General features: G+C 62.7%; 23 protein-coding genes and 2 tRNA genes. 12 read left to right on the top strand and 13 right to left on the bottom strand.

Annotated elements, in window-relative coordinates:
- Positions 1-6: 6 nt before the first annotated feature.
- The 4 genes from ACZ1JY_RS03550 (at position 7) to ACZ1JY_RS03535 (ending at position 5,363) form a co-directional block, all read left to right on the top strand.
- The gene (locus tag ACZ1JY_RS03550; protein ID WP_465130372.1) at positions 7-1,899 is read left to right on the top strand and encodes a hypothetical protein; all 1,893 of its coding nucleotides are present in this window, start codon (positions 7-9) and stop codon (positions 1,897-1,899) included.
- 46 nt (positions 1,900-1,945) lie between these two features.
- Positions 1,946-2,785, top strand: a complete 840-nt coding sequence (locus ACZ1JY_RS03545) for a tyrosine recombinase (RefSeq protein WP_465130947.1) — start codon at positions 1,946-1,948, stop codon at positions 2,783-2,785.
- Positions 2,786-2,817: 32 nt separating this feature from the next.
- Positions 2,818-3,762: an acetyl-CoA carboxylase carboxyltransferase subunit alpha gene (locus ACZ1JY_RS03540; RefSeq protein WP_168903413.1), complete on the top strand. Its 945-nt coding sequence runs from the start codon at positions 2,818-2,820 to the stop codon at positions 3,760-3,762.
- Positions 3,763-3,881: 119 nt separating this feature from the next.
- A complete protein-coding gene (locus ACZ1JY_RS03535; RefSeq protein WP_465130371.1) occupies positions 3,882-5,363 on the top strand; it encodes a M48 family metalloprotease in 1,482 nt (493 codons plus the stop codon).
- Between the two features lie 93 nt (positions 5,364-5,456).
- Here the strand turns inward: ACZ1JY_RS03535 and ACZ1JY_RS03530 are convergent, their stop codons facing one another.
- The gene (locus tag ACZ1JY_RS03530; protein ID WP_465130370.1) at positions 5,457-5,636 is read right to left on the bottom strand and encodes a Flp family type IVb pilin; all 180 of its coding nucleotides are present in this window, start codon (positions 5,634-5,636) and stop codon (positions 5,457-5,459) included.
- 100 nt (positions 5,637-5,736) lie between these two features.
- Entirely contained in the window at positions 5,737-5,919 is a 183-nt protein-coding gene (locus ACZ1JY_RS03525) for a Flp family type IVb pilin (protein WP_465130369.1), read from the bottom strand.
- Positions 5,920-6,018: 99 nt separating this feature from the next.
- On the opposite strand from ACZ1JY_RS03525, the gene ACZ1JY_RS03520 reads away from it, so the two are divergent.
- The 5 genes from ACZ1JY_RS03520 (at position 6,019) to ACZ1JY_RS03500 (ending at position 9,433) form a co-directional block, all read left to right on the top strand.
- Positions 6,019-6,426 carry a (deoxy)nucleoside triphosphate pyrophosphohydrolase gene (locus ACZ1JY_RS03520; RefSeq protein WP_465130946.1) on the top strand — a complete coding sequence of 136 codons (408 nt, stop codon included), beginning with the start codon at positions 6,019-6,021 and terminating at the stop codon, positions 6,424-6,426.
- 28 nt (positions 6,427-6,454) lie between these two features.
- A tRNA-Arg gene (locus ACZ1JY_RS03515) sits at positions 6,455-6,531 on the top strand.
- Between the two features lie 62 nt (positions 6,532-6,593).
- Positions 6,594-6,670, top strand: a tRNA-Arg gene (locus ACZ1JY_RS03510).
- A gap of 305 nt (positions 6,671-6,975) precedes the next feature.
- Positions 6,976-8,043, top strand: a complete 1,068-nt coding sequence (pdhA, locus tag ACZ1JY_RS03505; protein WP_370073132.1) for a pyruvate dehydrogenase (acetyl-transferring) E1 component subunit alpha — start codon at positions 6,976-6,978, stop codon at positions 8,041-8,043.
- 1 nt (position 8,044) lies between these two features.
- Positions 8,045-9,433, top strand: coding sequence for a pyruvate dehydrogenase complex E1 component subunit beta (locus ACZ1JY_RS03500; RefSeq protein WP_465130368.1), 1,389 nt, complete (start codon positions 8,045-8,047; stop codon positions 9,431-9,433).
- 57 nt (positions 9,434-9,490) lie between these two features.
- On the opposite strand, the gene ACZ1JY_RS03495 is transcribed toward ACZ1JY_RS03500, so the two are convergent.
- The 6 genes from ACZ1JY_RS03495 to ACZ1JY_RS03470 form a co-directional block, all read right to left on the bottom strand.
- Positions 9,491-10,165, bottom strand: a complete 675-nt coding sequence (locus ACZ1JY_RS03495) for a TadE/TadG family type IV pilus assembly protein (RefSeq protein ID WP_465130367.1) — start codon at positions 10,163-10,165, stop codon at positions 9,491-9,493.
- On the bottom strand, positions 10,162-10,752 hold the full coding sequence (locus ACZ1JY_RS03490; RefSeq protein ID WP_168903406.1) for a TadE/TadG family type IV pilus assembly protein: 591 nt from the start codon (positions 10,750-10,752) through the stop codon (positions 10,162-10,164). Before ACZ1JY_RS03490 ends, ACZ1JY_RS03495 begins: the two co-directional genes overlap by 4 nt.
- Positions 10,752-12,671 carry a pilus assembly protein TadG-related protein gene (locus ACZ1JY_RS03485; RefSeq protein WP_465130366.1) on the bottom strand — a complete coding sequence of 640 codons (1,920 nt, stop codon included), beginning with the start codon at positions 12,669-12,671 and terminating at the stop codon, positions 10,752-10,754. Before ACZ1JY_RS03485 ends, ACZ1JY_RS03490 begins: the two co-directional genes overlap by 1 nt.
- 146 nt (positions 12,672-12,817) lie before the next feature.
- Entirely contained in the window at positions 12,818-13,270 is a 453-nt protein-coding gene (locus ACZ1JY_RS03480; RefSeq protein ID WP_118073767.1) for a TadE/TadG family type IV pilus assembly protein, read from the bottom strand.
- Positions 13,267-13,689, bottom strand: a complete 423-nt coding sequence (locus tag ACZ1JY_RS03475; protein ID WP_465130365.1) for a TadE/TadG family type IV pilus assembly protein — start codon at positions 13,687-13,689, stop codon at positions 13,267-13,269. The genes ACZ1JY_RS03480 and ACZ1JY_RS03475 overlap by 4 nt, the downstream gene beginning before the upstream one ends.
- 50 nt (positions 13,690-13,739) lie before the next feature.
- Positions 13,740-15,329 (bottom strand): pilus assembly protein TadG-related protein, encoded by a 1,590-nt coding sequence (locus ACZ1JY_RS03470; RefSeq protein WP_465130364.1) that lies wholly within the window; start codon positions 15,327-15,329, stop codon positions 13,740-13,742.
- 174 nt (positions 15,330-15,503) lie between these two features.
- On the opposite strand from ACZ1JY_RS03470, the gene ACZ1JY_RS03465 reads away from it, so the two are divergent.
- The gene (locus ACZ1JY_RS03465; RefSeq protein WP_465130363.1) at positions 15,504-16,091 is read left to right on the top strand and encodes a hypothetical protein; all 588 of its coding nucleotides are present in this window, start codon (positions 15,504-15,506) and stop codon (positions 16,089-16,091) included.
- Positions 16,092-16,169: 78 nt separating this feature from the next.
- Positions 16,170-16,640: an EF-hand domain-containing protein gene (locus ACZ1JY_RS03460; protein ID WP_118073771.1), complete on the top strand. Its 471-nt coding sequence runs from the start codon at positions 16,170-16,172 to the stop codon at positions 16,638-16,640.
- Between the two features lie 4 nt (positions 16,641-16,644).
- On the opposite strand, the gene trmFO is transcribed toward ACZ1JY_RS03460, so the two are convergent.
- On the bottom strand, positions 16,645-18,012 hold the full coding sequence (gene trmFO / locus ACZ1JY_RS03455; RefSeq protein WP_118073772.1) for a methylenetetrahydrofolate--tRNA-(uracil(54)-C(5))-methyltransferase (FADH(2)-oxidizing) TrmFO: 1,368 nt from the start codon (positions 18,010-18,012) through the stop codon (positions 16,645-16,647).
- Between trmFO and ACZ1JY_RS03450 the strand changes: the two genes are divergently transcribed.
- Positions 18,004-18,741 carry a lysoplasmalogenase gene (locus ACZ1JY_RS03450; protein ID WP_465130362.1) on the top strand — a complete coding sequence of 246 codons (738 nt, stop codon included), beginning with the start codon at positions 18,004-18,006 and terminating at the stop codon, positions 18,739-18,741. The two genes, trmFO and ACZ1JY_RS03450, sit on opposite strands and share 9 nt — an antisense overlap.
- Positions 18,742-18,744: 3 nt before the next feature.
- Here the strand turns inward: ACZ1JY_RS03450 and trpC are convergent, their stop codons facing one another.
- From trpC to ACZ1JY_RS03430, 4 genes are all read right to left on the bottom strand, one after another.
- Complete coding sequence (trpC, locus tag ACZ1JY_RS03445) at positions 18,745-19,533, bottom strand: indole-3-glycerol phosphate synthase TrpC (protein ID WP_118073774.1); 789 nt, start codon at positions 19,531-19,533, stop codon at positions 18,745-18,747.
- Positions 19,534-19,607: 74 nt separating this feature from the next.
- Positions 19,608-20,597 carry an anthranilate phosphoribosyltransferase gene (gene trpD, locus ACZ1JY_RS03440; protein ID WP_465130361.1) on the bottom strand — a complete coding sequence of 330 codons (990 nt, stop codon included), beginning with the start codon at positions 20,595-20,597 and terminating at the stop codon, positions 19,608-19,610.
- The gene (locus ACZ1JY_RS03435; RefSeq protein WP_465130360.1) at positions 20,594-21,181 is read right to left on the bottom strand and encodes an anthranilate synthase component II; all 588 of its coding nucleotides are present in this window, start codon (positions 21,179-21,181) and stop codon (positions 20,594-20,596) included. The genes trpD and ACZ1JY_RS03435 overlap by 4 nt, the downstream gene beginning before the upstream one ends.
- Positions 21,178-22,716: an anthranilate synthase component I family protein gene (locus ACZ1JY_RS03430; RefSeq protein ID WP_465130359.1), complete on the bottom strand. Its 1,539-nt coding sequence runs from the start codon at positions 22,714-22,716 to the stop codon at positions 21,178-21,180. The genes ACZ1JY_RS03435 and ACZ1JY_RS03430 overlap by 4 nt, the downstream gene beginning before the upstream one ends.
- Positions 22,717-22,719 lie beyond the last annotated feature (3 nt).

Genomic DNA, 22,719 nt, shown 5'->3' with positions numbered 1-22,719 from the left:
AGGCGTGTGTCCGGAAGGATGGCGATCTGGCTGGGCAGCGTTGCTGCACTTGCTTCAGTGTCCGGCGCGCTGGTCGCGCAGGAATCCCTGCTGCCGCCGGGCTTTGATAACCCGCCTGCGCCATCACGCCCTGCGCCACAGCGTTCCAGCGCCCCGGCACCGGCACGCAGCGCGGCTCCGGTTGCCGCACGGCCAGCAGCTTCGGGATCGGCCGCTCCCGTGCCGACAGCTTCGCCGGTCGTGCAGCCCCTGCCTGACGCTGTGCAACCCGCCGCCACCGCCGGGGGGGGGCTCAGTGATCAGGCATTGCTCGATTCGATCGACCCGGCACTGCTCGCCAAGCTGATAGATTCGGCAAGGCCCAAGTCCGACATTCCCCCAGCCGGACGGCGCAGCCTCGATGTCGTAGGCGTGATTGATCAGAGCGACGGCGGGTTCCCGGTTGGTTCGACGCACTACCTCAACGGCCCGTTCGTCGAGGGCGTGATCACGAAGATGCGTGGGCGCTTCGTTTCGCGCTGGGGCCACATCCTCGCACGCAGGGTCGTTGCCAGCAGGCTGGCAACACCTGTCGGCATGAACGGGGCGGACTGGGCAGCCATCCGTGCGCAGCTCCTGCTGCGCATGGGCGAAGCGGACGCTGCGCGGGCGATGGTGCAATCGGTCGACAGCGGGAATTTCACCCGTGGTCTCGAGGATGCCGCGATGGCGAGCTTCCTGGCGACGGCGGATCCAGTGGGGCTGTGTCCCATCACTGCGCTCACGGCCGCAGGCAGGCCCGGATGGGACTGGGAGCTTTCACGCGCGATCTGTTCCGCCTTCACCGACGAAGGTTCGACCGCGATGGCATCGCTGGACAAGGCGTTGCGCAGGGGAACCGGAGCCAAGATAGACATCTTGCTGGCACAGAAGTTTGCCGGAGCAGCCACCAACGCGCGGCGTGCTGTCAAGATCGAGTGGAACGATGTGGAGGCGCTGACGCCCTGGAGCATCGGCATGTCCTTTGCGACGGGGCTTGAGCCTCCAGAGGACCTGCGCAAGAAAGCTGGCGAGAGCTACGCCCTGCTGGCGGCGCGGGCGCCGATGCTGTCGCTCTATTCACGGGCCGCAGCCGCCGATGTGGGTGCCGCACGTGGCGTGCTTTCGTCCCGGGCGATGATCGATCTGTACAGCGCCATCCACGCCCAGCGGGATGCCGAGGGAGAGAAGGACTCTGCTGATGAGTGGGCGCAGCGGGCAGCAACCTTGCGCACCGCCTATGTGGCCGAGGCACAGGACGACCGGCTCGACGCGATCCGTACCCTGTGGGGCGATGGCAACGACCCTGATCGCGCCTATGCAGGCTTGGTCCTCACATCGCATGCATCGGCGAGGATGATCCCCTCCGAGGCACTGGCCGATAGCGCGGCGCCCCTGATTTCCTCGATGCTGACCGCAGGGCTCGATCGGAACGCCATAAAATGGGCGCCTTTCTGTCCGGTCGGAACGGAGGCTTGGGGTTTGCTGGTCCTGGCAAATCCGGGCCGGGCCAACCGCACGGGCTCCGAAGGGCTCAATGCCTTCGCCGACAATGACGATTCCGATGACGCTATCAGATCCCGCTTCCTGCTGGCGGGCATGATGGGGCTGGATCGTGTCGACGCGGCCGCCGCGCGTGACTTCGCAGGCAAGCTTGGCGTTGATTTCAACCGGCAGACCCGCTGGACCCAGGCAATCGATCAGGCCGCCACGTCGAACAACCAGGCCCTGGTTGCGTTGCTCGCGGCCTTCGGCATGCAGGGCGATGACTGGGGCCGGATGACTCCGTTGCACCTCTATCATGTCGTCTCGGCCCTGCACCGTGTCGGGCTCGACAACGAGGCGCGCATGATTGCCGCCGAAGCCGTCGCTCGCGTCTGAGGCGGTGAAAGCCAGGGCGGAGCCTGCAGTCGAAGATTTTCTGTCGATGCTGGCTGTCCAGCGTGGCGCGGCCCCCAATACCATCGCCGCCTATCGCCGGGATCTTTCAGGCGCAGCTGAGGCGATCGGGCCTTTGTCGACTGCGACGCGTGAAGAGATTGCGCGGCTTGCCGGAGCCTTTGCGGAACTGGCGCCGAGTTCCCTGGCGCGGAAGTCGTCTGCATTGCGGCAGTTCTATGGCTTTCTCGTGGACGAAGGTTTGCGGGCGGACGATCCGTCAGGCGCCTTGCCACGACCAAAGACCCGCCGCCCGCTCCCGCGCCTGCTTGGGCACGATGAGGTGGGCGCGCTTTTCAGACAAGCGGAAGAGGATGCGGCGTCGCGAACGCCCGAAAGCCTGCGGATGCTGGCGTTCCTGGAACTTCTTTACGGATCTGGCCTTCGTGCTACCGAACTGGTCTCGCTTCCCTTGGCGGCGGTGCCGCGTGATGCACCGTTCCTGACGATTACGGGAAAAGGAGAGACCCAGCGAATGGTGCCGGTGTCCGCCAGAGCCACCAAAGCCTTGTCCGACTGGCTTACCGTGCGGGGTAGGGGCGGGCGATTCGTGTTCCCCTCGCCGCGAGGCGGGTTCCTGTCGCGCGTCCGACTGTTTCAGTTGCTCAGGGATCTTGCGCTTCGGGCCGGGCTGGATCCGGAAAAGGTCAGCCCGCACGTGTTGCGCCACGCCTTTGCAACCCATCTCCTTGAAGGCGGAGCCGACCTGCGCGTGTTGCAGACCTTGCTGGGCCACGCCGATATCGCCACCACGCAAATCTACACGCACGTTGATTCCGCGCGTCTCGTGGCCCTCGTAAACCAGCGTCACCCGCTTGCCCGGAGTTGACCAAATCCGCGCTCGCGCCTAGCGGATTGGCCATGATTTCCTACCTCGAGTTCGAAAAGCCGGTCGCCGCGCTGGAAGCCCGCATCGCCGAACTGCGCCAGACTGCGCAGGGCGGCGACATCGACATCTCGTCCGAGATTCGGAGGCTTGAAACCAAGTCGGCTGAATTGCTCGCCAGCACTTACAAGGCGCTGACTCCTTGGCAGAAGACGCAGGTTGCCCGGCACCCTTCGCGTCCGCATTTCAAGGACTACGTCGAGAAGATCTTTACGGATTTCATGCCTTTGGGCGGTGATCGTCTTTTCGGAGAAGATCAGGCGATCGTTGGTGGATTTGCGAAGCTGGATGGTCGCCGGGTCATGCTCATCGGCCACGAAAAGGGCAACGATACCCAGAGCCGCATTCGCCACAACTTCGGTATGGGCAAGCCCGAAGGCTATCGCAAGGCGATTCGGCTCATGGAAATGGCGAGCCGATTCGGCCTACCGGTCGTGACGCTCGTCGATACCTCGGGCGCCTTCCCGGGCGTGGAGGCGGAAGAGCGTGGCCAGGCCGAAGCCATCGCCCGGTCGACCGAGGCCTGTCTTGCGCTCGGCGTTCCGATGGTGGCGACGATCGTGGGCGAGGGCGGTTCTGGCGGCGCGGTGGCGCTGGCGAGTGCTGAGCGCGTCCTGATGCTCGAGCATGCCGTCTACTCTGTCATTTCTCCCGAAGGCTGCGCTTCCATCCTGTGGCGAACGGCCGAAAGGGCTGCAGACGCGGCAGAAGCGATGAAGGTGACGGCGCAAGACCTGCTGTCGCTTGGCGTGATTGATCGCATCGTGCGCGAACCGGTTGGAGGAGCGCACCGCGACCCTGAGGCAACTTGTGCGCTTCTCGGGAAGGCTATCGGCGAAGAACTCGATGCGCTTGTTGGAAAGCCGGCGGCCGAGCTTCGCCAGCTTCGGGCGGAACGCTTCCTGCGCATCGGCGCCTGATCGCGCGCCATCTGGCGCTCGGGAACTCTATTTGCGACAAGTCGGTTATTGCACCAGTCCTTTAGCGGGCGGGTGCGATGCACTCGCGTTCGTGAGATATTCGCATTGGGGAGTTGACGATGCCTTTTTTCCGCCGTTCGCGCGCCGCGTTCCTGACTGTCTCGGTCATCGCGATGTCGTCGCTACCTGCGTGTGTCAGCCAAACCGGCAGTCCGGCAACCGCGCAGGGCACTGCGCAGTCGATCAGTGCGGCAGACAAGAAGCAGGGCGCCGAGGCGCACCCGCAGTTGCTGCAAGAGTTCGGTGGCGCGATGACCGGGGCGCAGGCGAACTATGTGGAGACGGTCGGCAAGAACATCGCACTTCAGTCCGGGCTCAGCAACGCGCGAGGTGATTTCACGGTCTCCTTGTTGAATTCCCCGGTCAACAACGCTTTCGCCATCCCTGGTGGCTATATCTATGTTACCCGCCAGCTCGCAGCGCTCATGAACAACGAAGCAGAACTCGCCGGCGTGCTTGGTCACGAAGTTGGACACGTCGCTGCACGCCACGCAGCGAAGCGTGAAAGCCAGGCGACTCGCAATTCTTTGCTCGGAGCGCTGGGATCGATCCTGTCCGGCGCCTTGCTCGGTAACAGTGCCCTTGGCCAGCTTGGCCAGCAGATCTTCTCTACCGGCAGTCAGCTGCTGACCCTCAAATACTCGCGCGGCCAGGAAACCGAAGCGGACAACCTGGGTATCACTTATCTGCAGAGGGCAGGTTATGATCCTCGCGCGATGTCGACGGTTCTGCAAAGCCTTGCCAACCAGAACGCACTTGATGCCAGCGTGAAAGGGACGACGAATCAGGTGCCGGAATGGGCCAGCACCCACCCTGACCCGGCATCGCGCGTCCGGGCAGCGTTAACCCGAGCGGGCAACACCACCGGAAGAACGAACCGCGATGCCTTTCTCGCTGGCATCAACGGGCTGACATACGGCGACGATCCAGCTCAAGGCATCGTCGATGGTTCCAGCTTCGTGCATCCGTCCCTGAGGCTCGCTTTCCGGGCACCCAACGGCTTCTATCTCGTGAATGGCACCCGGGCGGTGTCAATTTCAGGGCAAAGCGGCAAGGGCGAATTCTCGACCGCCGCCTACAGTGGCAATCTCGAAAGCTATGTGCGCTCGGTCTTCACCAAGCTGTCGAGCCAGCAGCAACTTGCCCCTACGACGCTTGAGCGGACCACTGTCAACGGCATTCCCGCCGTCTACGGTGCGGCCCGGGTGAACAGCGGCAACGGGCAGGTCGACGTCGTCGTGTTCGCATATGAATTCGGCCCGCAGCAAGCCTACCACTTCACGACTATCAGCCAGGCGGGGCAAGCCTCGCAGTTCGATACGATGTTCCGGTCTATCCGGAGAATCAGTGCAACCGAGGCATCGGCAGTCAAACCCCGCCGTCTGTCCGTGGTAACTGTAAAGTCGGGCGACACAGTCGAATCCCTGTCGAAGCGCATGGCTTACACCGATCAGCCGCTTCAGCGCTTCCTGGTTCTGAACGGTCTCGTTTCCGGAAGCCGCCTGGTTGCGGGCCAGAAGGTCAAGCTGGTCGTCTATTGATCTGGTCTTCGGCTGACATCATCGTTGGACAAACGAAAAGGGGCAGGTGCCTTGGCACCTGCCCCTTAAATTCCTCTGACGAGGCGCCGACTATTAGTTGGCCTTGTCAGCGGTGTCCATGTCGGTCGACACGTCGTTGAAGGTGTTGCTCAGCGAGTTGCCCAGCGAAGTCATGGCGCCGATGGCAGCAACAGCAACGAGAGCAGCGATCAGGCCGTATTCGATCGCGGTGGCACCTTCGTTGTTGGCGAGCAGGTCACGGAAAAGCTTCATGTTCGGTCTCCTAGAGGTGGTGCTTCATTCTTCCCGTCCCGCCCCATTTTGTCCCCGGAGCGAGCATTCGTAGTATTACCTACAAAAAACTAAGGATTGGTTAATCCGAATTCGTTCTTTGGTCGGTATTTTTGTCTACAGTGACGTACAGGTTATACAGAGCTTCGGTGAAGTTCTTCATGCCAAAGGTAGCAGCAAGTCCGATCAACGAGATAAGCAAACCGTATTCGACAGCCGTAGCACCGCTATGGTTACGGAAAATTTTCAGAAGAAGGGTCTTCATTTCCGTTTCCATGGTTGCGGCGTAGGTTGGTCTACGTTGGCAATCCTAAGAAAAGGTTGATAGGCGCGCGGAATGGAAAAATTCTCGACAGTCACGATCGTGGTTGCGTTGGCGATCCTTGACCGGGAAGGGCGCGCGCTGATGCAGCAACGCCCCGTGAACAAGCAGCACGGCGGCCTTTGGGAGTTTCCTGGCGGCAAGCTCGAAGCGGGCGAAACCCTCGGCGCTGCAGTTGTAAGGGAAATCGACGAAGAGCTCGGCCTTGCGATCGACGAAGAAGCGTTGTTCCCGATTTCCTTTGCGCATGAAGCGCTTGGTTCGAACGCGCGACAAATCCTTCTTTTGCTCTACGGCACCCGAATCTGGGACGGTGTGGCGGTGGCGAAGGAAGCTGGGAGCGCGATCCGCTGGGTCGATGCCGAGGAACTCGCAGGTCTGTCGATGCCTCCCTTGGACATTCCACTGGCCCAAGCGGTAATTCCTCTGCTGGGGGCTTGCCAAAGGTGAATCAGCCTCCTAAAGGCGCGTCTCCCAAGCACCCGTAGCTCAGCTGGATAGAGCATCAGACTACGAATCTGAGGGTCGGACGTTCGAATCGTTCCGGGTGCGCCACCTTTCCTCGGGAAGGTGTTACGGGAAGGCTGTACGCGAGTTCGGCCATGACATGATGGTGAGCACCCGTAGCTCAGCTGGATAGAGCATCAGACTACGAATCTGAGGGTCGGACGTTCGAATCGTTCCGGGTGCGCCATCAACGTTTCTCGAAAGAGCCCGCCGTTCCGCGGGCTCTTTTCGTTTCGGGCAGCCAAGTCATTTGTGCGACCGCGAACTGCGAGCCAAAACGGTTCATGGAATTTGCATAGGTATCCATAATAGCTTCATAGTCACCGAACAGCGTTGCGAACGGGCCGCGCTGCGGTATAGGCTCGACAGAGCGTTCCTGACCCTACGGAACCCGAGGCTGCCAGAAAAGGAAACCCAGACTTGGCGAAGTCCCCGAGGCCCAGAGCCACTACATCTGCCACGAAACCAGCAGCGAAGCGCGCGACCACTGCCGTGGTCGGGGCCGAACCGGTCATTGCGTCCGACGTAGCCGAAGAAGCGGCCTTCGCCCTGCGGAGTCTCCAGCAGGCGCACGCGAACAACAAGCGCTACGATGCAAATGATGAGGAACTGCTCAAGTTCTACGAGCAGATGGTGCTGATTCGCCGCTTCGAAGAGAAGGCGGGCCAGCTTTACGGTCTGGGCCTGATCGGCGGTTTCTGCCATCTCTACATCGGGCAGGAGGCTGTCGCCGTTGGTCTCCAGTCTGCCCTCAAGGAAGGGCATGACAGCGTGATCACGGGGTATCGTGATCATGGCCACATGCTTGCTTACGGCATCGATCCCAAGGTGATCATGGCCGAGCTTACCGGCCGAGGCGCGGGCATTTCGCGCGGCAAGGGCGGCTCGATGCATATGTTCAGCACCGAGCACAAGTTCTACGGCGGGCACGGTATCGTCGGGGCGCAGGTTCCGCTTGGTGCGGGCCTGGCTTTTGCCCACAAGTATCGCAACGATGGCGGCGTCTGCATGGCCTACTTCGGCGACGGTGCCTCGAACCAGGGTCAGGTTTACGAGACCTTCAACATGGCGGCGCTGTGGAAGCTGCCGATCATCTTCGTGGTCGAGAACAACGGTTACGCGATGGGGACGGCGGTAAAGCGCGGTTCGGCCGAAACGCACTTCTATCGCCGTGGCACCGCGTTCCGGATCCCGGGCATGGACGTGAACGGCATGGACGTTCTGGAGGTCCGTCAGGCAGCGGAAGTTGCGCTTGAGTACGTCCGCGCCGGCAATGGTCCGGTGCTGATGGAGCTTAAGACCTATCGTTATCGCGGCCACTCCATGTCTGACCCCGCAAAGTACCGCAGTCGCGAGGAAGTGCAGGAAATGCGCGACAATCACGATCCGATCGAAGGTGCCAAGGCCGAGCTGCTCAAGCGCGGCGTGACCGAGGAGAGGATCAAGGAAATCGACAAGCGCATTCGTCAGGTCGTCGCCGAATCGGCAGATTTCGCCGAAACATCGCCCGAGCCCGATGTGGCCGAGCTTTATACCGACGTGCTGGTGGAGAACTACTGAGATGGCCATCGAACTGAAGATGCCCGCGCTCTCCCCGACCATGGAGGAGGGAACCCTTGCCAAGTGGCTGGTCAAGGCCGGCGATGAAGTGAAATCGGGCGACATCCTCGCCGAGATCGAGACCGACAAGGCAACGATGGAATTCGAAGCCGTCGACGAGGGTACGATCGGCGAGATTCTGGTGGCTGAGGGCACCGAAGGCGTGAAGGTCGGCACCGTCATCGCGACGATCAAGGGCGAAGACGATTCGTCCGATGCGCCACCTGCAGCCGCGCCGGTGGTGGAACAGAAGGTCGCGCAAAGCGAAGCTCCTGCCGGGCAGGATGCCAAGGCGAAGGCCGCGGCAGCCATCGCGCCCAAGAGCGATGCTAAGCCGGCCGCCGATCCCGAACTTCCCGCCGGAACGACGATGGTGCCGACCACGGTCCGCGAAGCCCTGCGCGATGCCATGGCCGAGGAAATGCGCGCGGATGATCGCGTGTTCGTGATGGGCGAGGAAGTGGCCGAGTACCAGGGCGCCTACAAGGTCACCCAAGGCCTGCTCGAGGAGTTCGGCCCGCAGCGCGTGATCGATACGCCGATCACCGAGTACGGTTTTGCCGGCATCGGCGCTGGCGCTGCCATGGGCGGCCTTCGCCCGGTCATCGAGTTCATGACGTTCAACTTCGCCATGCAGGCGATCGACCACATCATCAACTCTGCCGCCAAGACCAACTACATGTCCGGTGGCCAGATGCGCTGCCCGATCGTGTTCCGTGGCCCCAACGGGGCTGCCAGTCGCGTTGGTGCGCAGCACTCCCAGAACTACGGCCCGTGGTATGCCAACGTGCCTGGCCTTGTCGTCATCGCGCCCTATGACAGCGCCGACGCCAAGGGCTTGCTCCGCGCGGCCATCCGTAGCGAGGATCCGGTTGTCTTCCTCGAGAACGAACTGGTCTACGGCCGCACCTTCGACGTGCCGCAGATCGACGATTTCGTGCTGCCGATCGGCAAGGCACGCATCGTCCGTCCTGGCAAGGATGTGACGATCGTTTCGTACTCGATCGGCGTCGGCTTCGCACTCGAAGCGGCCGAAGCACTTGCCGCCGAGGGCATCGATGCGGAAGTGATAGACCTGCGCACGCTGCGCCCGCTCGACAAGGAAACGGTCCTTGCCTCTCTGGCCAAGACCAACCGCATGGTCGTGGCCGAAGAAGGCTTCCCGGTCTGCTCCATCGCGTCCGAAATCATCGCGATCTGCATGGAGGAGGGCTTCGATCACCTCGACGCCCCCGTTCTGCGCGTGTGCGACGAGGATGTGCCGCTGCCTTATGCGGCGAATCTTGAAAAGCTGGCCTTGATCGACGCCAGCAAGATCGCGGCCGCCGTGCGGAAGGTCTGCTACCGCTGAGTTGCCTGATCGGCTGAAAGTGCAGGGGCGTCGGAGCGATCCGGCGCCCTTTCACATTCAGTCGTAACCATTATAGACATTGCATTGCGCGATGGGGTCGGGAGCCGCGCCGTTGCGCTGGTAGATCTGGGTCAGATCCCGGTCAGCACGGACGTTGAAGGTTGCGGTTGTGCGAACTACCGCATCGGGCACGAAGCGTTGGCTGACGAGGGGCTGGTACGCATACTCGATCTCGACGAAGATGACTGCATCGCCTTCGGTTGCGGTCACTTCCTCGCCGGCCGGTCCCATGCCGGAAAGCGAGCCATCGGTTCCTGTTCCTTCACCGCCGTACGACGATTGGAAGTTCCGCTTACCCTTGCAGCGTTGCCAGTGGATGTATTGGGTGTCTTCGGTGCCGGGCACGACCTCAAGGCTGCTGATGACCACCCGGCCGTGCTCGAACAGATCGAGCTTGCCTGCCTGGATGTTGGCGCCGACCAGCAGGTCGTTGATGTCGCTTTCGTAGATCTTGAGGTTTTCGAGCATCGACACGTCACCGATGCGCGAGCCGTTATCGGCCAGTTGCATGGCTAGCTGGCTGACACGCATGTGGGTGATGGCAAGATTGCCCAGTTCCGCTCCCCACAGCCCGAGCGTAAGCACGAGCGGCGCCCCGAGCGCGAGTTCGACCGCCGCAACGCCGGACGTGTTGCGGACCAGCCCAGCGAGGCGCTCGACAATCCGCTTCACGTGCAGTTCCCGAGTTTTGCCCGGCTCTTCTGGGCATCGTAAGGCTGGTTCCGCAGCACCGTGCTGGCGCTGTTGGTCACCGTTTCGCTGAGGCCGATCAGGGACGCCATCGGGAACTTGCGGTTGTAGGTCATGGTCGCGGTATAGACGACCGCGTCGCGCGCCCCGCCGAGGCCATTGGCGCCCCTGTCGCGATCCCATGTGCCACTGCCATTGGCGTCTTCGTAAGGCTCTCCGTCATCGCAGACGCCGTTCTCGTTGGCGTCGGTATAGTCTTCCTCCAACCCGATATCCGTGAAGTTGGCGTAGGCCTTGCGCGAAAACGCGATGGAGGCATCGGGAACGACGCGAAGGACCTCGGACTTCACCGCGTCATCGAGCACGGTCAAAGTGCTTGCTGCCCCCTCGACGGTGGAATCGCGCGCGGCGCGTTGCAGTGCCCCTTGCAGCATCGTGTTGGCATAGACCGAGTATCCCATGTCGAAGAGTCCCATCAGCAGGAGCACCAGCACAGGAGAGGCAAGCGCGAACTCCACCGCCGTTGCGCCTTCCGCATCGGTGCCGAGGTTGTGCAAATTGCGTCTCATCACTGGGCCAGTCTCAGGTCGCCGATCGAGCGCGCGATCTTCCGGAAGGCATTCTGCAGTTCTCCGGCATTCTTCGCGCTGAAGTAGTGGCCGCTGCCGGCACAATCGGTCATGATCGGGTTGAGATCGGTGCCGAACGCGACGAACCAGACAGTGATGTTGCGCTTCTTCACTTCCTCGCAGACGAAGGAAAACCGCTTTTCGATCGTCTGCGTGAGCGTGATCGGCGATGTCGGACTCCAGCGCCGCTGTGCGATCGGCTCCACGCCGTAGGAGCTGTAACTGATGTCCAGCGAGGACGTTTGCCCGTCGGTCAGGAAGATCAGGTGGCGACTGGTCCGCTGGCGCGCAGAGACATCGGCATTCTCGGCCGCGAAGAGTCCCTTCGGAGACAGTAGACGCGCTGCCCAGATCATGCCGATGTCGTGGTACGTACTGCCGGCGGCAACCAGGCCGTCGATGTAGCCGTCGAATGCGCTCTGGTCCCACACCTGCAGCTTGCGCGCTGAAGTGGGGCAGGCGGCGAATCCGGCAATGCCAGGAGCAAGGAACTCGCTGTTGGTGGTGACCTCGCTGGTGGTGAAGCTGCCCGAGCCGTCCCAACGCCTGGCACGTTCGTAGATCATCGCAGGATACATCGGCCGCCACTGTGTGTCGGGAGCGCCGGAGGTGGGCACCGTATCGATATCGAGATCGAGCGCGCGATCGAGATCGACGTTGCCGTAGTCGTCGATCTCGTAGGTCGATCGCTCTTCAATGCAGCCGTTCGACGCCGTGCGCCAGTCGCTCGTGTCCCTCAGGACATCCTTGTAGAGCCAGGAGCTGCCCGAGGCGAGACTGGGCTCGGTGATGTACTTGAAGGTGTCGACATAGCTCGCATAAGTCGTCGTCGAGAGCGTGCAGGTCGTGCCGGATTGAGAGACGGAATAGGTGTTGCCGTTCCTCGTGCGGTTGTAAGTGTAGGTCGTCCTCGTGCCGGAGGGGTCGGTCACTGCGGCGGTCGTCGTGGAAACAAGCTGAGTCGACGTCGTCAGCGTGTTTGCCGGTGCAGCACAAGAGTATGTGCCACCGGCCTCCGTCGCAGCAAATGTCGAGGTGGTTGTGTGATAGGTCCCGGATACCGGAGAGACGGCACTGTAGTATCCATAAAGCCCGCCGCTTCCGCTCGTGCCCACCAGGGTCCGCGATGGATAGCGCCACTGTGGGACGACCCATTCGTCCTTGAGCAAGCCGCCGACGTTCACGTTCGTGGAATAGGGAACGAAGCCATAACGAATCCGGCTTTGTGGCTGACGATTGGCTTCCATTGTGGCGTAGAAGCCCTTCACCACCGATTTCAGCACGGCAATCTTGGGCGAGGTGTCGTCGGGGTTGCTTTCGGCCATCGAGCCAGTGACATCGAGGGCCATCATGATGTCGGTGTTCGGCACGTTCAGTTCGGCGCGACAATTGACGGATATGGCGATTTCGTCCTTGCCGAAGAACTGCATGATGTCGGTCGGAAGGATGACCGACGCAATGCCGCCGACGGACTGATCGTCCTCCAGGGTCATCACGAAGTCCCTGTCGATGGAGTTGTAGATGCCGTCGGCAAAGTTCGCGTTGAAAAAGCGCGTGCCCTTGCTGACGACAGCTGCGCCGTCGACGTCAGGGTCGAAGTCGACGATCGCACCCAGTTCCTTTCGGGCGCCGAGCACGCCGGCATCACAGGCTTGCTGAAGCCGGGATTCGACGAGATATGCGCGGCCCATGTCGATGCTCGAGCCGACCAGCGCAAGCAGCGGAACGACAGAGATTGCGAGCATGATCAGGGCATTGCCGGATTCATCCCGGCAGAGACCGCGCAGGCAGTCGACCGTCGAACGATACTGCGTTCGAAGCCAGGAGTGGCAACGGGAAAGAGGAGCGCCTGACGACATATTCTATGCGATTACGCAGAAACCCCTAATATCAAGGATAACTTTCATCGTAAAATATGTCTTAAAATACCGAAATAGCCCCGCGATGTTGTGGAAGGCATGATTAATCCAAGTGTTTGGCAGCAATCGGACTGGTCAGTTGTGCCTCAGGTACTTTCCATCAGGAAAAGCGGTTGGGAGTATGTGATCGGAAATGCATCCACGCCGATAAACGAAAGAACAGTCGGGATGCTGTAAGTCATGGTCACGGTCTTCTCGACCGTTCCTGCAATACGGGGCGTGGCAACATTCGTGACGGTGATCGCCAGACGCGAGCTTTCCAACAGATAAGGGCTTTTGATCGCGATAGAGCGCAGATAGAATCGGATCTGATCGTTGGTAAGCTCATTCCCGGTCTGATAATTCACCACGGCGTAGCGCATCACGTCTGACGCGACCGAACGCATCGCGTTGTAGTTCTGCATGCCGATGCCGATCTGGAAGACGCCGAGCATCAAGGCGAGGATTGTGGGCGCGAGAAGGGCAAACTCCGTCACCACGGACCCTTGCTTCTGCCGCAGCAAGGCACGCATTGCCCTGATCATGCCCTTGGCGGTCATGCCTTGGTCCTCTGGCCGTAAAGAACATAGCGATTGACCTGGAGCGAAATGGTCGAGCCGAGGCCGAACTCTGTCCAGATCGGCACGAAATCGGATGTCAGCGTGACCTGCACATAGCGTGAGACGTTGTCGCCTGTCGCGCAGGTGCTTTCCAGGGCGACATAGGCGTTGGAAGAGTTGCAACGATAGGCGGCCGCCACGGTCACCTGTTCGGACTCCAGTCCGGCGGTCGCAATCACGACGTTCTTGAGCGCGGTCAGTTCGTCGGCCGTGTCCGGGTCAGTTGCAAGCGCGACGGATTCGGCGAGCGTCATGGCGCTCTGCAACTCGCTCTGCCGCGCAACGAGGCTGCTCACCTGATAGGCGCCAAGGCTGAACAACACCATGAGCGGGGCGATGATCGCCGTCTCGACGGCCATCGCCCCGCATGTGTCAATTGTGATGCGTTTCAGAAGTGATCTGGCTGCAATCATACGATCAGCTTCACTTTGCTGACTTCCTTGGCAACCACGGTGTCTTCGGTCACTCCGGGCGGACAGAATGAGCTCATGTTTGCCGTGCCGGAAATCGTGATCGTGTCAGCCGCGATCATCAGGCACTGGCTTGTGACCCTTGCTGTCCCGGTGAAGTCGATGCCGCTGTTCGGCAGGTAGATCGTACCGTTGAGGACTGTAGAAGAGTCACCATTGATCTTGCTGCGGTCGGTGCCGGTTGAGGTGCGATCCTCGAAGACCAGCATGCCGGCAAGTGCGTTGGCGTTCGTCTCCGATACCCCACGGCTGACCAGTTCCGAAGCTTGAATGGCCGTGAGGTTGATGTTCGAACCGCCATTGATCTTGATGTACGCACCATTCTTCAGCACGAACATCACGCCGCTTCCAACCACGGCGTATTGCCCGCTGATCTCGACACCGCCCCCGTCAATGACGTAGACGCCGGGCGCAAAAGCCGTAGCGCAGGACACCTTGATGCCACCGGCATATGTGCCCGGCAGTACAGAGGCCAGGTCGGCAGTCGTGGTCTTGCTGATGTTGGACAGCGTCGTGGCCACCACCGTTTCCATCTTTTCCCAGACGATGTTGTTTCCCGAACCGTTGTTGGTCTGGGTCCACACCACTGTGGTCGTGTAGGTCGTGCCCGCCACCACGGTGTTTTCGACGATGACATAGCTGTCGTTGTTCTCGGTCGAATAGTCCTTCTTGGCGTTCTTGTTATTGCTGACCTGCTCAGTCGCAGTCTGCCACGTCGCACCCTTCCAGTAGGTATAGGTGACGGTTGTCTTCTTGTTGCGGTCGGCACGGGTGGTCGTGGTGCCCTGCACGCAGTAGTAATTTCGCGCCACCTGGCTCTCGGCCGGGTTGGGCGGCGAAAGGTTGGCATAGGGATCGAACAGGCCTTCGAGGTAGTCGTGGACCTCGTCGTCCGTATGTGTGCTGAACCACTCGTCGATGCCGCCGCGGGAAAGCACCCAGCCGGCATCGATGTCGGGATTGCCGTCAACCAGAATGGACGATTCCGAGGTCGAAAGGGCCGCGATACCGCACTTGGCCTTCAGCACGGAAGTGCCGCCGATCGTGACCGCGCCGCTGTCGTCTTCATCAAGTGCCAGCAGGCACGACGTGAAAGATGTGCCCGCCGTGTACGCCGCTTGGGCCGATGCCGTGACCGTGGTGCCTTTACCGGTCAGAAAGCTTGAAAAGGGCAGGGTGTCGCGAACCGTCGCGCTCACCGTGACGCTGTTGTTGCTGCCACCGGCATAGCTCGACAACGTGACCGAAGGCGGTCCGACGGTGATGTCCGAAACGGTCGATATGTTGGCGTTGAATTCCTGAAGCGCGCGGTCCGAGTAGATGGCGCGCGTTGCGCTCTGCGTTCGGGCCCAGGCGCCGGCCAGAGCGGCCTGGTCCACGGCGAACTGCAGTTCGCGCTTCCACATGTACCACTGTGCGGTATCGACCGCGAATCCCGCTCCGCCAATGAACGCGGGCATGCCCAGGGCAAGGAGCAGCGTAGCATTGCCGCCCTTGTGCCGCGCCAGGCGCTTGCAAAGGTGGATCAATCCCGAGAGTGATCGAAATGCTGAGAGCATGCTGCTACCGTTATCTCATCCCGTCGGCGGCTGCCGATGCCAATCCCCGCGACTCGTTAAGTAGATTGTCGTGGTAAGTTCATCTTGAAGCCATCTGGTTGACGGCCCGTTAAACAATACGGGAATTGCGAGAGTTGTTTCTTAATGTCGAAGTTACCATCGGAACCCGCCGAAACCCTCGATATTTCGCGAAGAATTGCCCTTGCCTATGCTCCTGCCAAGGCGCGACCGGCGTGGCTGGCGTTGTTCATGCTCGAGCAGAAACTGGCCGAGACGGCCCGCCCGGGACGTGAACCCCTGATGATCCAGTTGCGGCTGTCATGGTGGCGCGATCGCCTGAAGGAGAGCGGCGCGGCTTGGCCGGTAAGCGAACCGGCGCTGGCATCGCTGAGGGCGTGGAACGGGCAGCACGGCCGACTGGTGGGTCTGGTCGACAGCTGGGAGGCTCGCGCTCTGGGCGAGGATCAGGAAGACGAATTCGCACAGGCGCTGACCAATGCCTATCTCGCCTTGGCCGAGGTGCTCGCAGTTCGAGACACCGGCGCGATCGAGGCTCATGCACGTCATCTTGCGGGTCGGGAAACCCTCGTTGGGCGTAGGGGCGCATTGCCGCGGGCGATGAGGCCGCTTGCCGTGCTGTCTGCCATGAGGGACAGCGGCGGTAACCTCGGGAAGGGCCGCCGACTTGTCGAATTCCTGCGGGTGGTCCGCGCCGGAACGCTGGGCTTCTGAGTTCGTGCCAAAGCGGTAGCATCTACCCCTGCCGCGATAGCGCTGCGGCGTTAGACCCTTGATGACGGAGGGTCGGAGATGGTTCGTGTCTTGCTCGGTGGACTGGCTGCGCTGATGCTTTGCGCTGCAGGCATATTCTGGTGGCAGGGGCGCGCTGAGACACGGGGAGGAGCTGCCCCGCCACTGCCGGTTGCCGAAGCCGCCGTCGCTCCGGAGAGCCTGCCGAGCGCCGATATCGAAGGGCTCACCGGTGTCGCCCCGCCAGAGGCAACCTCTGTCGGCAAGGAGACCCGCCGGTTCAATCTTGTCGACAAGGACAGGGACAACCGGATCAGCCGCACCGAAATGCTGAGCCTGCGCGCATCGGCCTTTCGCAAGCTCGACAAGGACGGCAACAACCTGCTGACGTTCGAAGAATGGGCCTATGTCACCGTCGACAAGTTCAAGTCTGCCGACGGAAACGGAGACCTGTTCCTCACGCGCGAGGAGTTCGCCACGACGCGTCCCAAGGTGAAGCCCAAGCCAAAGCAGAAATGCTCGTGCAAATAGACTCTCAAGCCAGCGCGCTGATCCAGGGCGCGATGTCCGCCTTGGCCCGTTCGGTATAGGCTTCCTTGCGCGCCTTCTTCTTCACGTCGTGCAGGGGCGGGAAGAGGCCGAAGTTGACATTCATGGGCTGAAAGCTCTCGGCATCGGCATCGCCGGTTATGTGCGACAACAGCGATCCCAGCGCCGTGGTTTGCGGAGGCGGCGTCCAGGTACGTCCGGCGATTTCGGCAGCGGTCATCAACCCGGCCAGCATGCCGACCGAGCCGCTCTCGACATAGCCTTCGCAGCCGGTGATCTGGCCGGCAAAGCGGATGTGCGGCGCCGATCTCAAGCGCAGTTGCCGATCGAGCAGCGTTGGCGAGTTGAGGAAGGTGTTGCGATGCAAGCCACCCAGCCGCGCAAACTCGGCGTTCTCAAGACCGGGGATGGTGCGGAACACGCGGACCTGCTCGGCATGCTTCAGCTTGGTCTGGAAACCGACCATGTTCCACAGCGTGCCGAGCTTGTTGTCCTGCCGCAGCTGGACGACCGCGTAGGGCCAGCGGCCGTTGGGATGTTCGGGCGTGGCCCAATGCGGATTGTCGAGCCCGACCGGCTTCATCGGCCCGAAACGCAAGGTTTCCTCACCCCGCGCCGCCATCACCTCGATCGGCATGCAACCATCGAAGTAGGGCGTGTTGGCTTCCCACTCCTTGAATTCGGTCTTTTCGCCTGCCAGCAGTTCCTCGCGGAAGGCAAGGTACTGGTCGCGCGTCATCGGGCAGTTGATGTAGTCGCGCCCGTCGCCACCCATGGCCAGCGAGGCCTCGGCGCCCTTGTCCCAGCGCGAGGCCATCCACGCCACGCCCATATCGATAGAATCGCGATAGACGATCGGCGCAATGGCGTCGAAGAAGGCAAGGCTGTCGGCGCCGGTTGCACCGCCGATGCTTTCGGCAAGCGAGGGGGCGGTGAGGGGGCCGGTCGCGACGATCGTCAGTCCCTCGACGGGGAGCGTATCGACCCGCTCGCGCACGATCTCCAGCGTCGGCTGCGCGCGCAAGGCGGCTTCGACTTCCGCCGAGAACACATCCCTGTCCACGGCCAACGCAGAGCCAGCGGGCACGCGCGCCTTGGCGGCCGCGGCCATGAGCAGGCTGTCGCACTGGCGCATTTCGTGATGCAGCAGGCCAACCGCGTTCTTCTCGTCATCATCCGAACGGAAGGAATTGGAGCAGACCAGTTCGGCAAGACCGTCGCCGTTGTGGGCAGGGGTGGTGTCGCCGCTGCCGCGCATTTCGGACAGGCGCACGCGAACGCCGCGACGGGCAAGCTGCCAGGCGGCTTCGCTTCCGGCCATGCCGCCGCCGATGATATGGACCTGATGCGTCATGCGCTTGCCCTTGGCATTGCCGCGCCGCTGCGGCAAGACCGTCCGCAGGGCAAAGGGAGAAGACGCCGGGTGCCGGGACGCGCATTGATCGAGAAACGGCCTTGGCTCGTCGCCAGTCTGATTGCCGGAACGAGCTACTGGCTGGCCGCAAAGGGGCAGGTGCCGGGCCTTTGGCTGATCGTCTGGAAAGGCGCCGGCGTTGCCCTGCTCGCGGCCTATGCCTGGGCGCATCATCCCTCGCGCAGTGCCCACCTGCTTGCGCTCGTCATGGCTCTGGGCGCGATTGGCGACATGGTGCTGGAAGTGGACTTCACCGGCGGTGCCGCGGCCTTCTTCGCCGGCCACATTGCCGCAATCGCGCTATATCTGCGCCATCCGCGCGCCAGCCTTTCAGGATCAGACAAGGCTGTGGCGGTGGTCTGTCTCCTCGGCGTTCCCGCGTTGTCGTGGGCGCTTTCCGGCCGGACAGACGTTGCCGGCTATGCGCTGATGCTTGGCGGCATGGCGATGGCCGCATTTGCCAGTGACTTTCCGCGCAGCCGCGTGGCGCTAGGCGCGGCGATGTTCGTCGCATCGGACCTGCTGATCTTCGCGCGGATGGGACCGCTGGCGCAGAGCGCGGTCCCGGGGCTGCTGATCTGGCCGCTCTACTACTTCGGCCAGTTCATGATCTGCACCGGCGTGATCGCGGCTTTGCGGACGAGGGGCGAGTTCCGGGCCGTCCGGTAAGGTTCAGCCCTGCAGCAGAGCGCGGGTCGCCGCCTCGACATCATGCTGCCGCATCAGGCTTTCGCCCACCAGGAAGGTGCGTGCGCCGCACTTTTCGAGGCGAAGGATGTCTGCGTGGGTGTTGATGCCGCTTTCGGCAACAAGCAAGGTGCCTTCCGGAGCTAGGGGTGCAAGGCGCTCGGTCGTGCCGAGATCGGTGACGAAGCGCTTGAGATCGCGGTTGTTGACGCCGATCAGGCGCGACTTCAGCCGCGCGGCCCGCTCCATTTCCGCTTCGTTGTGGACTTCAACCAGCGCATCCATGCCCTGTTCGCGGGCAGCCGCTTCGATCTCGGCCATCTGGCTGTCGGAAAGGCAGGCGGCGATGATCAGGATGGCATCGGCGCCGATGGCGCGCGCCTCAAGGCACTGCCACGGATCGACCATGAAGTCCTTGCGGATCACCGGCAGCGTGCAGGCAGCGCGGGCCGCGACCAGATAGTCCTCATGGCCCTGAAAGTAGGGCGCGTCTGTCAGGATCGAGAGGCAAGCCGCGCCCCCGGCCTGATAGGCGCGGGCATGGTCGGCAGGTGCGAAATCGGCACGGATCAGGCCCTTGGACGGGCTGGCCTTCTTGATCTCGGCAATCAGGGCATAACCGGTCTCCGCGCGGACACGCAGCGCCGCTTCGAACCCGCGCGGGGCGCTCTGCTTTGCGGCGCGCGCCGCCAGTTCGCTGGTGCTGACAGCGGCCTTGCGGGCGGCGACTTCGCTGCGCTTGGTGTCGCAGATTTCAGTGAGCTTGTCGGTCATGGCAGGGGCGCCTTAGCGAGTTTGGACGCATGGGGGCAAGTGTGTCCTTCGATACGCATGCCCCGCAAAGCGCGCTACTTCAGCGCGGCGATCCAGCAGTCTAGCAGGGCATTGGCGAGGCCCTTGTCGAGTGCCTCTGCGGCTTCCTCGATGCCCTCATGCCAGTCGCGCGCTTCACCGGCGACGATCAGCGCAGCGGCCGCGTTGAACAGCACGGCGTTGCGGTAGGGGCCTTCCTCGCCTTGCAACAAGGCGCGCAGCGCGGCGGCGTTGAAGGCTGCGTCTCCGCCGCGGATGGCGTCGACCGGCGCCAGTGGCAAGCCGATGTCGTCAGGGGAGACGCGGCGCATCGAAACTTCGTCGCCCAGCACCTCGGCCAATTCATTGCCACCGGCAAGGCTCAGCTCGTCGAGGCCCTCGTCACCAGAGATGACCATGCTGTGATCGGTGCCGAGGCGGCGGATCGCTTCGGCATAGATTGGAACGTAGGCAGGCCTGGCGATGCCGACGAGTTGACGGCGAACGCCTGCGGGATTGGCCAGCGGCCCCATCAGGTTGAAGATCGTGCGGCGGCCCAGCGCCTTGCGGATCGGCATGATTCTGCCCATCGACGGATGGTGGCGCGCGGCAAAGAGGAAGCAGATGCCAAGATCGTTGAGCGTGGCCTCAGCCGTTTCTCCTGCGCGATCGAGATTGAGGCCCAATGCTTCGAGCGTATCGGCCGCGCCTGCCTTCGAACTCGCCGCGCGATTGCCATGCTTGGCAACGGGCACGCCGCAGGCCGCAACAACGAGGCTGACCGCCGTCGAGACGTTGAGCGTGTGGTGGCCATCGCCGCCGGTGCCGCAGACGTCGATGGCGTTGGCTGGCGCGTTGACCGGGATCATCCGCGCCCGCATTGCACGTGCAGCTCCCGCGATTTCGCTCGCCGTCTCGCCCCGGTCGGACAGGGCGGAAAGGAACTGCGCGATGGCGTCGTCCGCCACGGTGCCGTCGAGGATTGCGGCAAACGCGGCTTCGGCCTCGGCTTCCTCAAGCGGATGGGAAATGTCGGGCAGGCTCATGCTGGCAGCGGGTTGGTCTTGATGCCGCACAGCTTGAGGAAATTCGCGACCATGGCGTGCCCGTGCTCGGTGGCGATGCTTTCCGGGTGGAACTGCACGCCGTGGATCGGCAGCGCGGTGTGGCGGAAGCCCATGACGTGCGTGTCGTCCGACTGCGCGTTGACCGCGAGGCAGTCAGGAATGTCGGTCACGATCAGTGAGTGATAGCGGGTAGCGATGAAGGGCGAGGGCAGGCCCTCGAACACGCCGGTGCCATCATGCGTGACCGGCGAGGTCTTGCCATGCATCAGCCCGCCGCGCACGACCTTGCCGCCGAAATACTGCCCGATCGACTGGTGGCCGAGGCACACCCCGAGCAGCGGCAGCGTGGCATCCGCCGCAGCGCCGACCAGATCAAGGCTCACCCCCGCCTCATTCGGCGTGCAAGGGCCGGGCGAAAGCAGGAACCCCTGCGCGCCGGTCCTGATCGCTTGCTCGGCGGTGAGCGCGTCGTTGCGCACGACTTCAACCTCCGCGCCCATCTCCATCAGGTAGTGGACGAGGTTCCAGGTGAAGCTGTCGTAGTTGTCGATGACGAGGATCATTGGCCAAATTTCGCTTCTGTTGCCACCCGCACAGCTTCACGCGCCGCTGCGAACAAGGCGCCTGACTTCAGCTCGCATTCGCGCTGTTCGTATTCGGGGTTGCTGTCGGCCACGATCCCGGCGCCCGCCTGTGCGTGGAGGACGCCGTCCTTGATCACGCCGGTGCGCAGGACGATGCAGCTGTCGACCGAGCCATCGGGGGCGAAGTAGCCGACGCCGCCGGCATAGGCACCGCGGGTTTCGGGTTCGAGTTCGGTGATGATCTCGCACGCGCGGACCTTGGGCGCGCCACTGACCGTGCCTGCGGGGAAGCCGGCGAACAGGGCATCGACGCTGTCGGCGCGGTTCGTGTCAAGCTGGCCGACCACGTTAGAGACGATGTGCATGACGTGACTGTAGCGCTCGACGGTGTAGCTCTCGGTGACCTTGACCGTGCCTGCCTTGGCCACGCGGCCGACATCGTTGCGGCCGAGATCGAGCAGCATGAGGTGTTCGGCGCGCTCCTTGGGATCGTCGAGCAGGCTGAGTTCGTTGGCGCGGTCTTCTTCCGGAGTCTTGCCGCGCGGGCGGGTGCCGGCGATGGGACGGATGGTGACTTCGCCATCGCGGATGCGCACGAGGATTTCCGGGCTCGATCCGGTCAGCGCGAAGCCCGGCATGTCGAGGAAATAGAGGAACGGCGAGGGGTTGATGCGGCGCAGGGCGCGGTAGAGCGCAATCGGCGGCAGCGGGAAGGGCGCGGTGAAGCGCTGGGCCAGCACAACCTGAAAGATGTCGCCCGCCTCGATGTAGTCCTTCGCCCGGGTGACCATCTGCGCGTAGTTGGCAGCGGGCATGACGGGCTGGGGGGTAACGTCCACGGCCTCGGCCAGGCGCGCATCTGCCGGGACAGGCTCCGCCAGCTTGCGCAAGGCATTGTCGATGCGTTCGGCTGCGGCTTCGAGCAGGCGTTCTGGAGCGCCGCCTTCGGCCCAGACCGGGGCGATGGCGAACAATTCGTCGGACAGGCGGTCAAACACCAGCACCACGGTCGGCCGGGTGAACAACATGTCGGGCAGGACGAGGTCGCTCTGCGGCGCGCGCGGCAGCTTCTCGACAAGGCCGATCGTCTCGTAGCCGAAATACCCGACCAGACAGGCCAGCGCCGACGGAAGCGCGGCAGGAACATCAATCCGGCAGGCAGCGACAAGCGCCCTCAGCTCAGCCAGCGCGTCGCCGGGAAGCGGAGCGAAGGCGGCCTTGTCGTGCCGCCAGATGCGATTGATCTCGGCGCGTGTGCCGGTGGCGCGGAAGACGAGGTCAGGATCGATGCCGAGCAGGCTGTACCGTCCCCGCACTTCGCCGCCCTGCACGGATTCGAGCAGGAAATCGCCCCGACCGTTTTCCATGAGCTTCAGCGCGGCGCCCACGGGAGTCTCGGTATCGACAATCAGCTTGCGCCAGATCAGCGCGGGCTTTCCGGCAGACAGCTGCGCAAGCGCAGCCTCGTGGTTCTCGGGGAGCGCGAAGGCGGGTTCTGCGAGGTCGCTGGTCATGGG

It is taken from the genome of Novosphingobium sp. BL-A-41-Hi4B-X5A (genome assembly GCF_055521705.1).
The sequence above is the reverse complement of the archived record's forward strand: the minus strand, read 5'-3'. Positions and strand labels throughout refer to the sequence as shown.

Excerpts from the sequence above, each read along its gene's own strand:
- trpD (WP_465130361.1), bottom strand. The coding sequence starts at position 20,597 with ATGAGCCTGCCCGACATTTCCCATCCGCTTGAGGAAGCCGAGGCCGAA.
- ACZ1JY_RS03475 (WP_465130365.1), bottom strand. The coding sequence starts at position 13,689 with ATGGCCGTCGAGACGGCGATCATCGCCCCGCTCATGGTGTTGTTCAGC.
- ACZ1JY_RS03435 (WP_465130360.1), bottom strand. The coding sequence starts at position 21,181 with ATGATCCTCGTCATCGACAACTACGACAGCTTCACCTGGAACCTCGTC.
- trpC (WP_118073774.1), bottom strand. The coding sequence starts at position 19,533 with ATGACCGACAAGCTCACTGAAATCTGCGACACCAAGCGCAGCGAAGTC.
- ACZ1JY_RS03490 (WP_168903406.1), bottom strand. The coding sequence starts at position 10,752 with ATGAGACGCAATTTGCACAACCTCGGCACCGATGCGGAAGGCGCAACG.
- ACZ1JY_RS03485 (WP_465130366.1), bottom strand. The coding sequence starts at position 12,671 with ATGTCGTCAGGCGCTCCTCTTTCCCGTTGCCACTCCTGGCTTCGAACG.
- ACZ1JY_RS03530 (WP_465130370.1), bottom strand. The coding sequence starts at position 5,636 with ATGAAGCTTTTCCGTGACCTGCTCGCCAACAACGAAGGTGCCACCGCG.
- ACZ1JY_RS03460 (WP_118073771.1), top strand. The coding sequence starts at position 16,170 with ATGGTTCGTGTCTTGCTCGGTGGACTGGCTGCGCTGATGCTTTGCGCT.
- ACZ1JY_RS03500 (WP_465130368.1), top strand. The coding sequence starts at position 8,045 with ATGGCCATCGAACTGAAGATGCCCGCGCTCTCCCCGACCATGGAGGAG.
- ACZ1JY_RS03465 (WP_465130363.1), top strand. The coding sequence starts at position 15,504 with ATGTCGAAGTTACCATCGGAACCCGCCGAAACCCTCGATATTTCGCGA.
- ACZ1JY_RS03540 (WP_168903413.1), top strand. The coding sequence starts at position 2,818 with ATGATTTCCTACCTCGAGTTCGAAAAGCCGGTCGCCGCGCTGGAAGCC.
- trmFO (WP_118073772.1), bottom strand. The coding sequence starts at position 18,012 with ATGACGCATCAGGTCCATATCATCGGCGGCGGCATGGCCGGAAGCGAA.
- ACZ1JY_RS03535 (WP_465130371.1), top strand. The coding sequence starts at position 3,882 with ATGCCTTTTTTCCGCCGTTCGCGCGCCGCGTTCCTGACTGTCTCGGTC.
- ACZ1JY_RS03525 (WP_465130369.1), bottom strand. The coding sequence starts at position 5,919 with ATGAAGACCCTTCTTCTGAAAATTTTCCGTAACCATAGCGGTGCTACG.
- ACZ1JY_RS03480 (WP_118073767.1), bottom strand. The coding sequence starts at position 13,270 with ATGACCGCCAAGGGCATGATCAGGGCAATGCGTGCCTTGCTGCGGCAG.
- ACZ1JY_RS03430 (WP_465130359.1), bottom strand. The coding sequence starts at position 22,716 with ATGACCAGCGACCTCGCAGAACCCGCCTTCGCGCTCCCCGAGAACCAC.
- ACZ1JY_RS03450 (WP_465130362.1), top strand. The coding sequence starts at position 18,004 with ATGCGTCATGCGCTTGCCCTTGGCATTGCCGCGCCGCTGCGGCAAGAC.
- ACZ1JY_RS03545 (WP_465130947.1), top strand. The coding sequence starts at position 1,946 with ATGCTGGCTGTCCAGCGTGGCGCGGCCCCCAATACCATCGCCGCCTAT.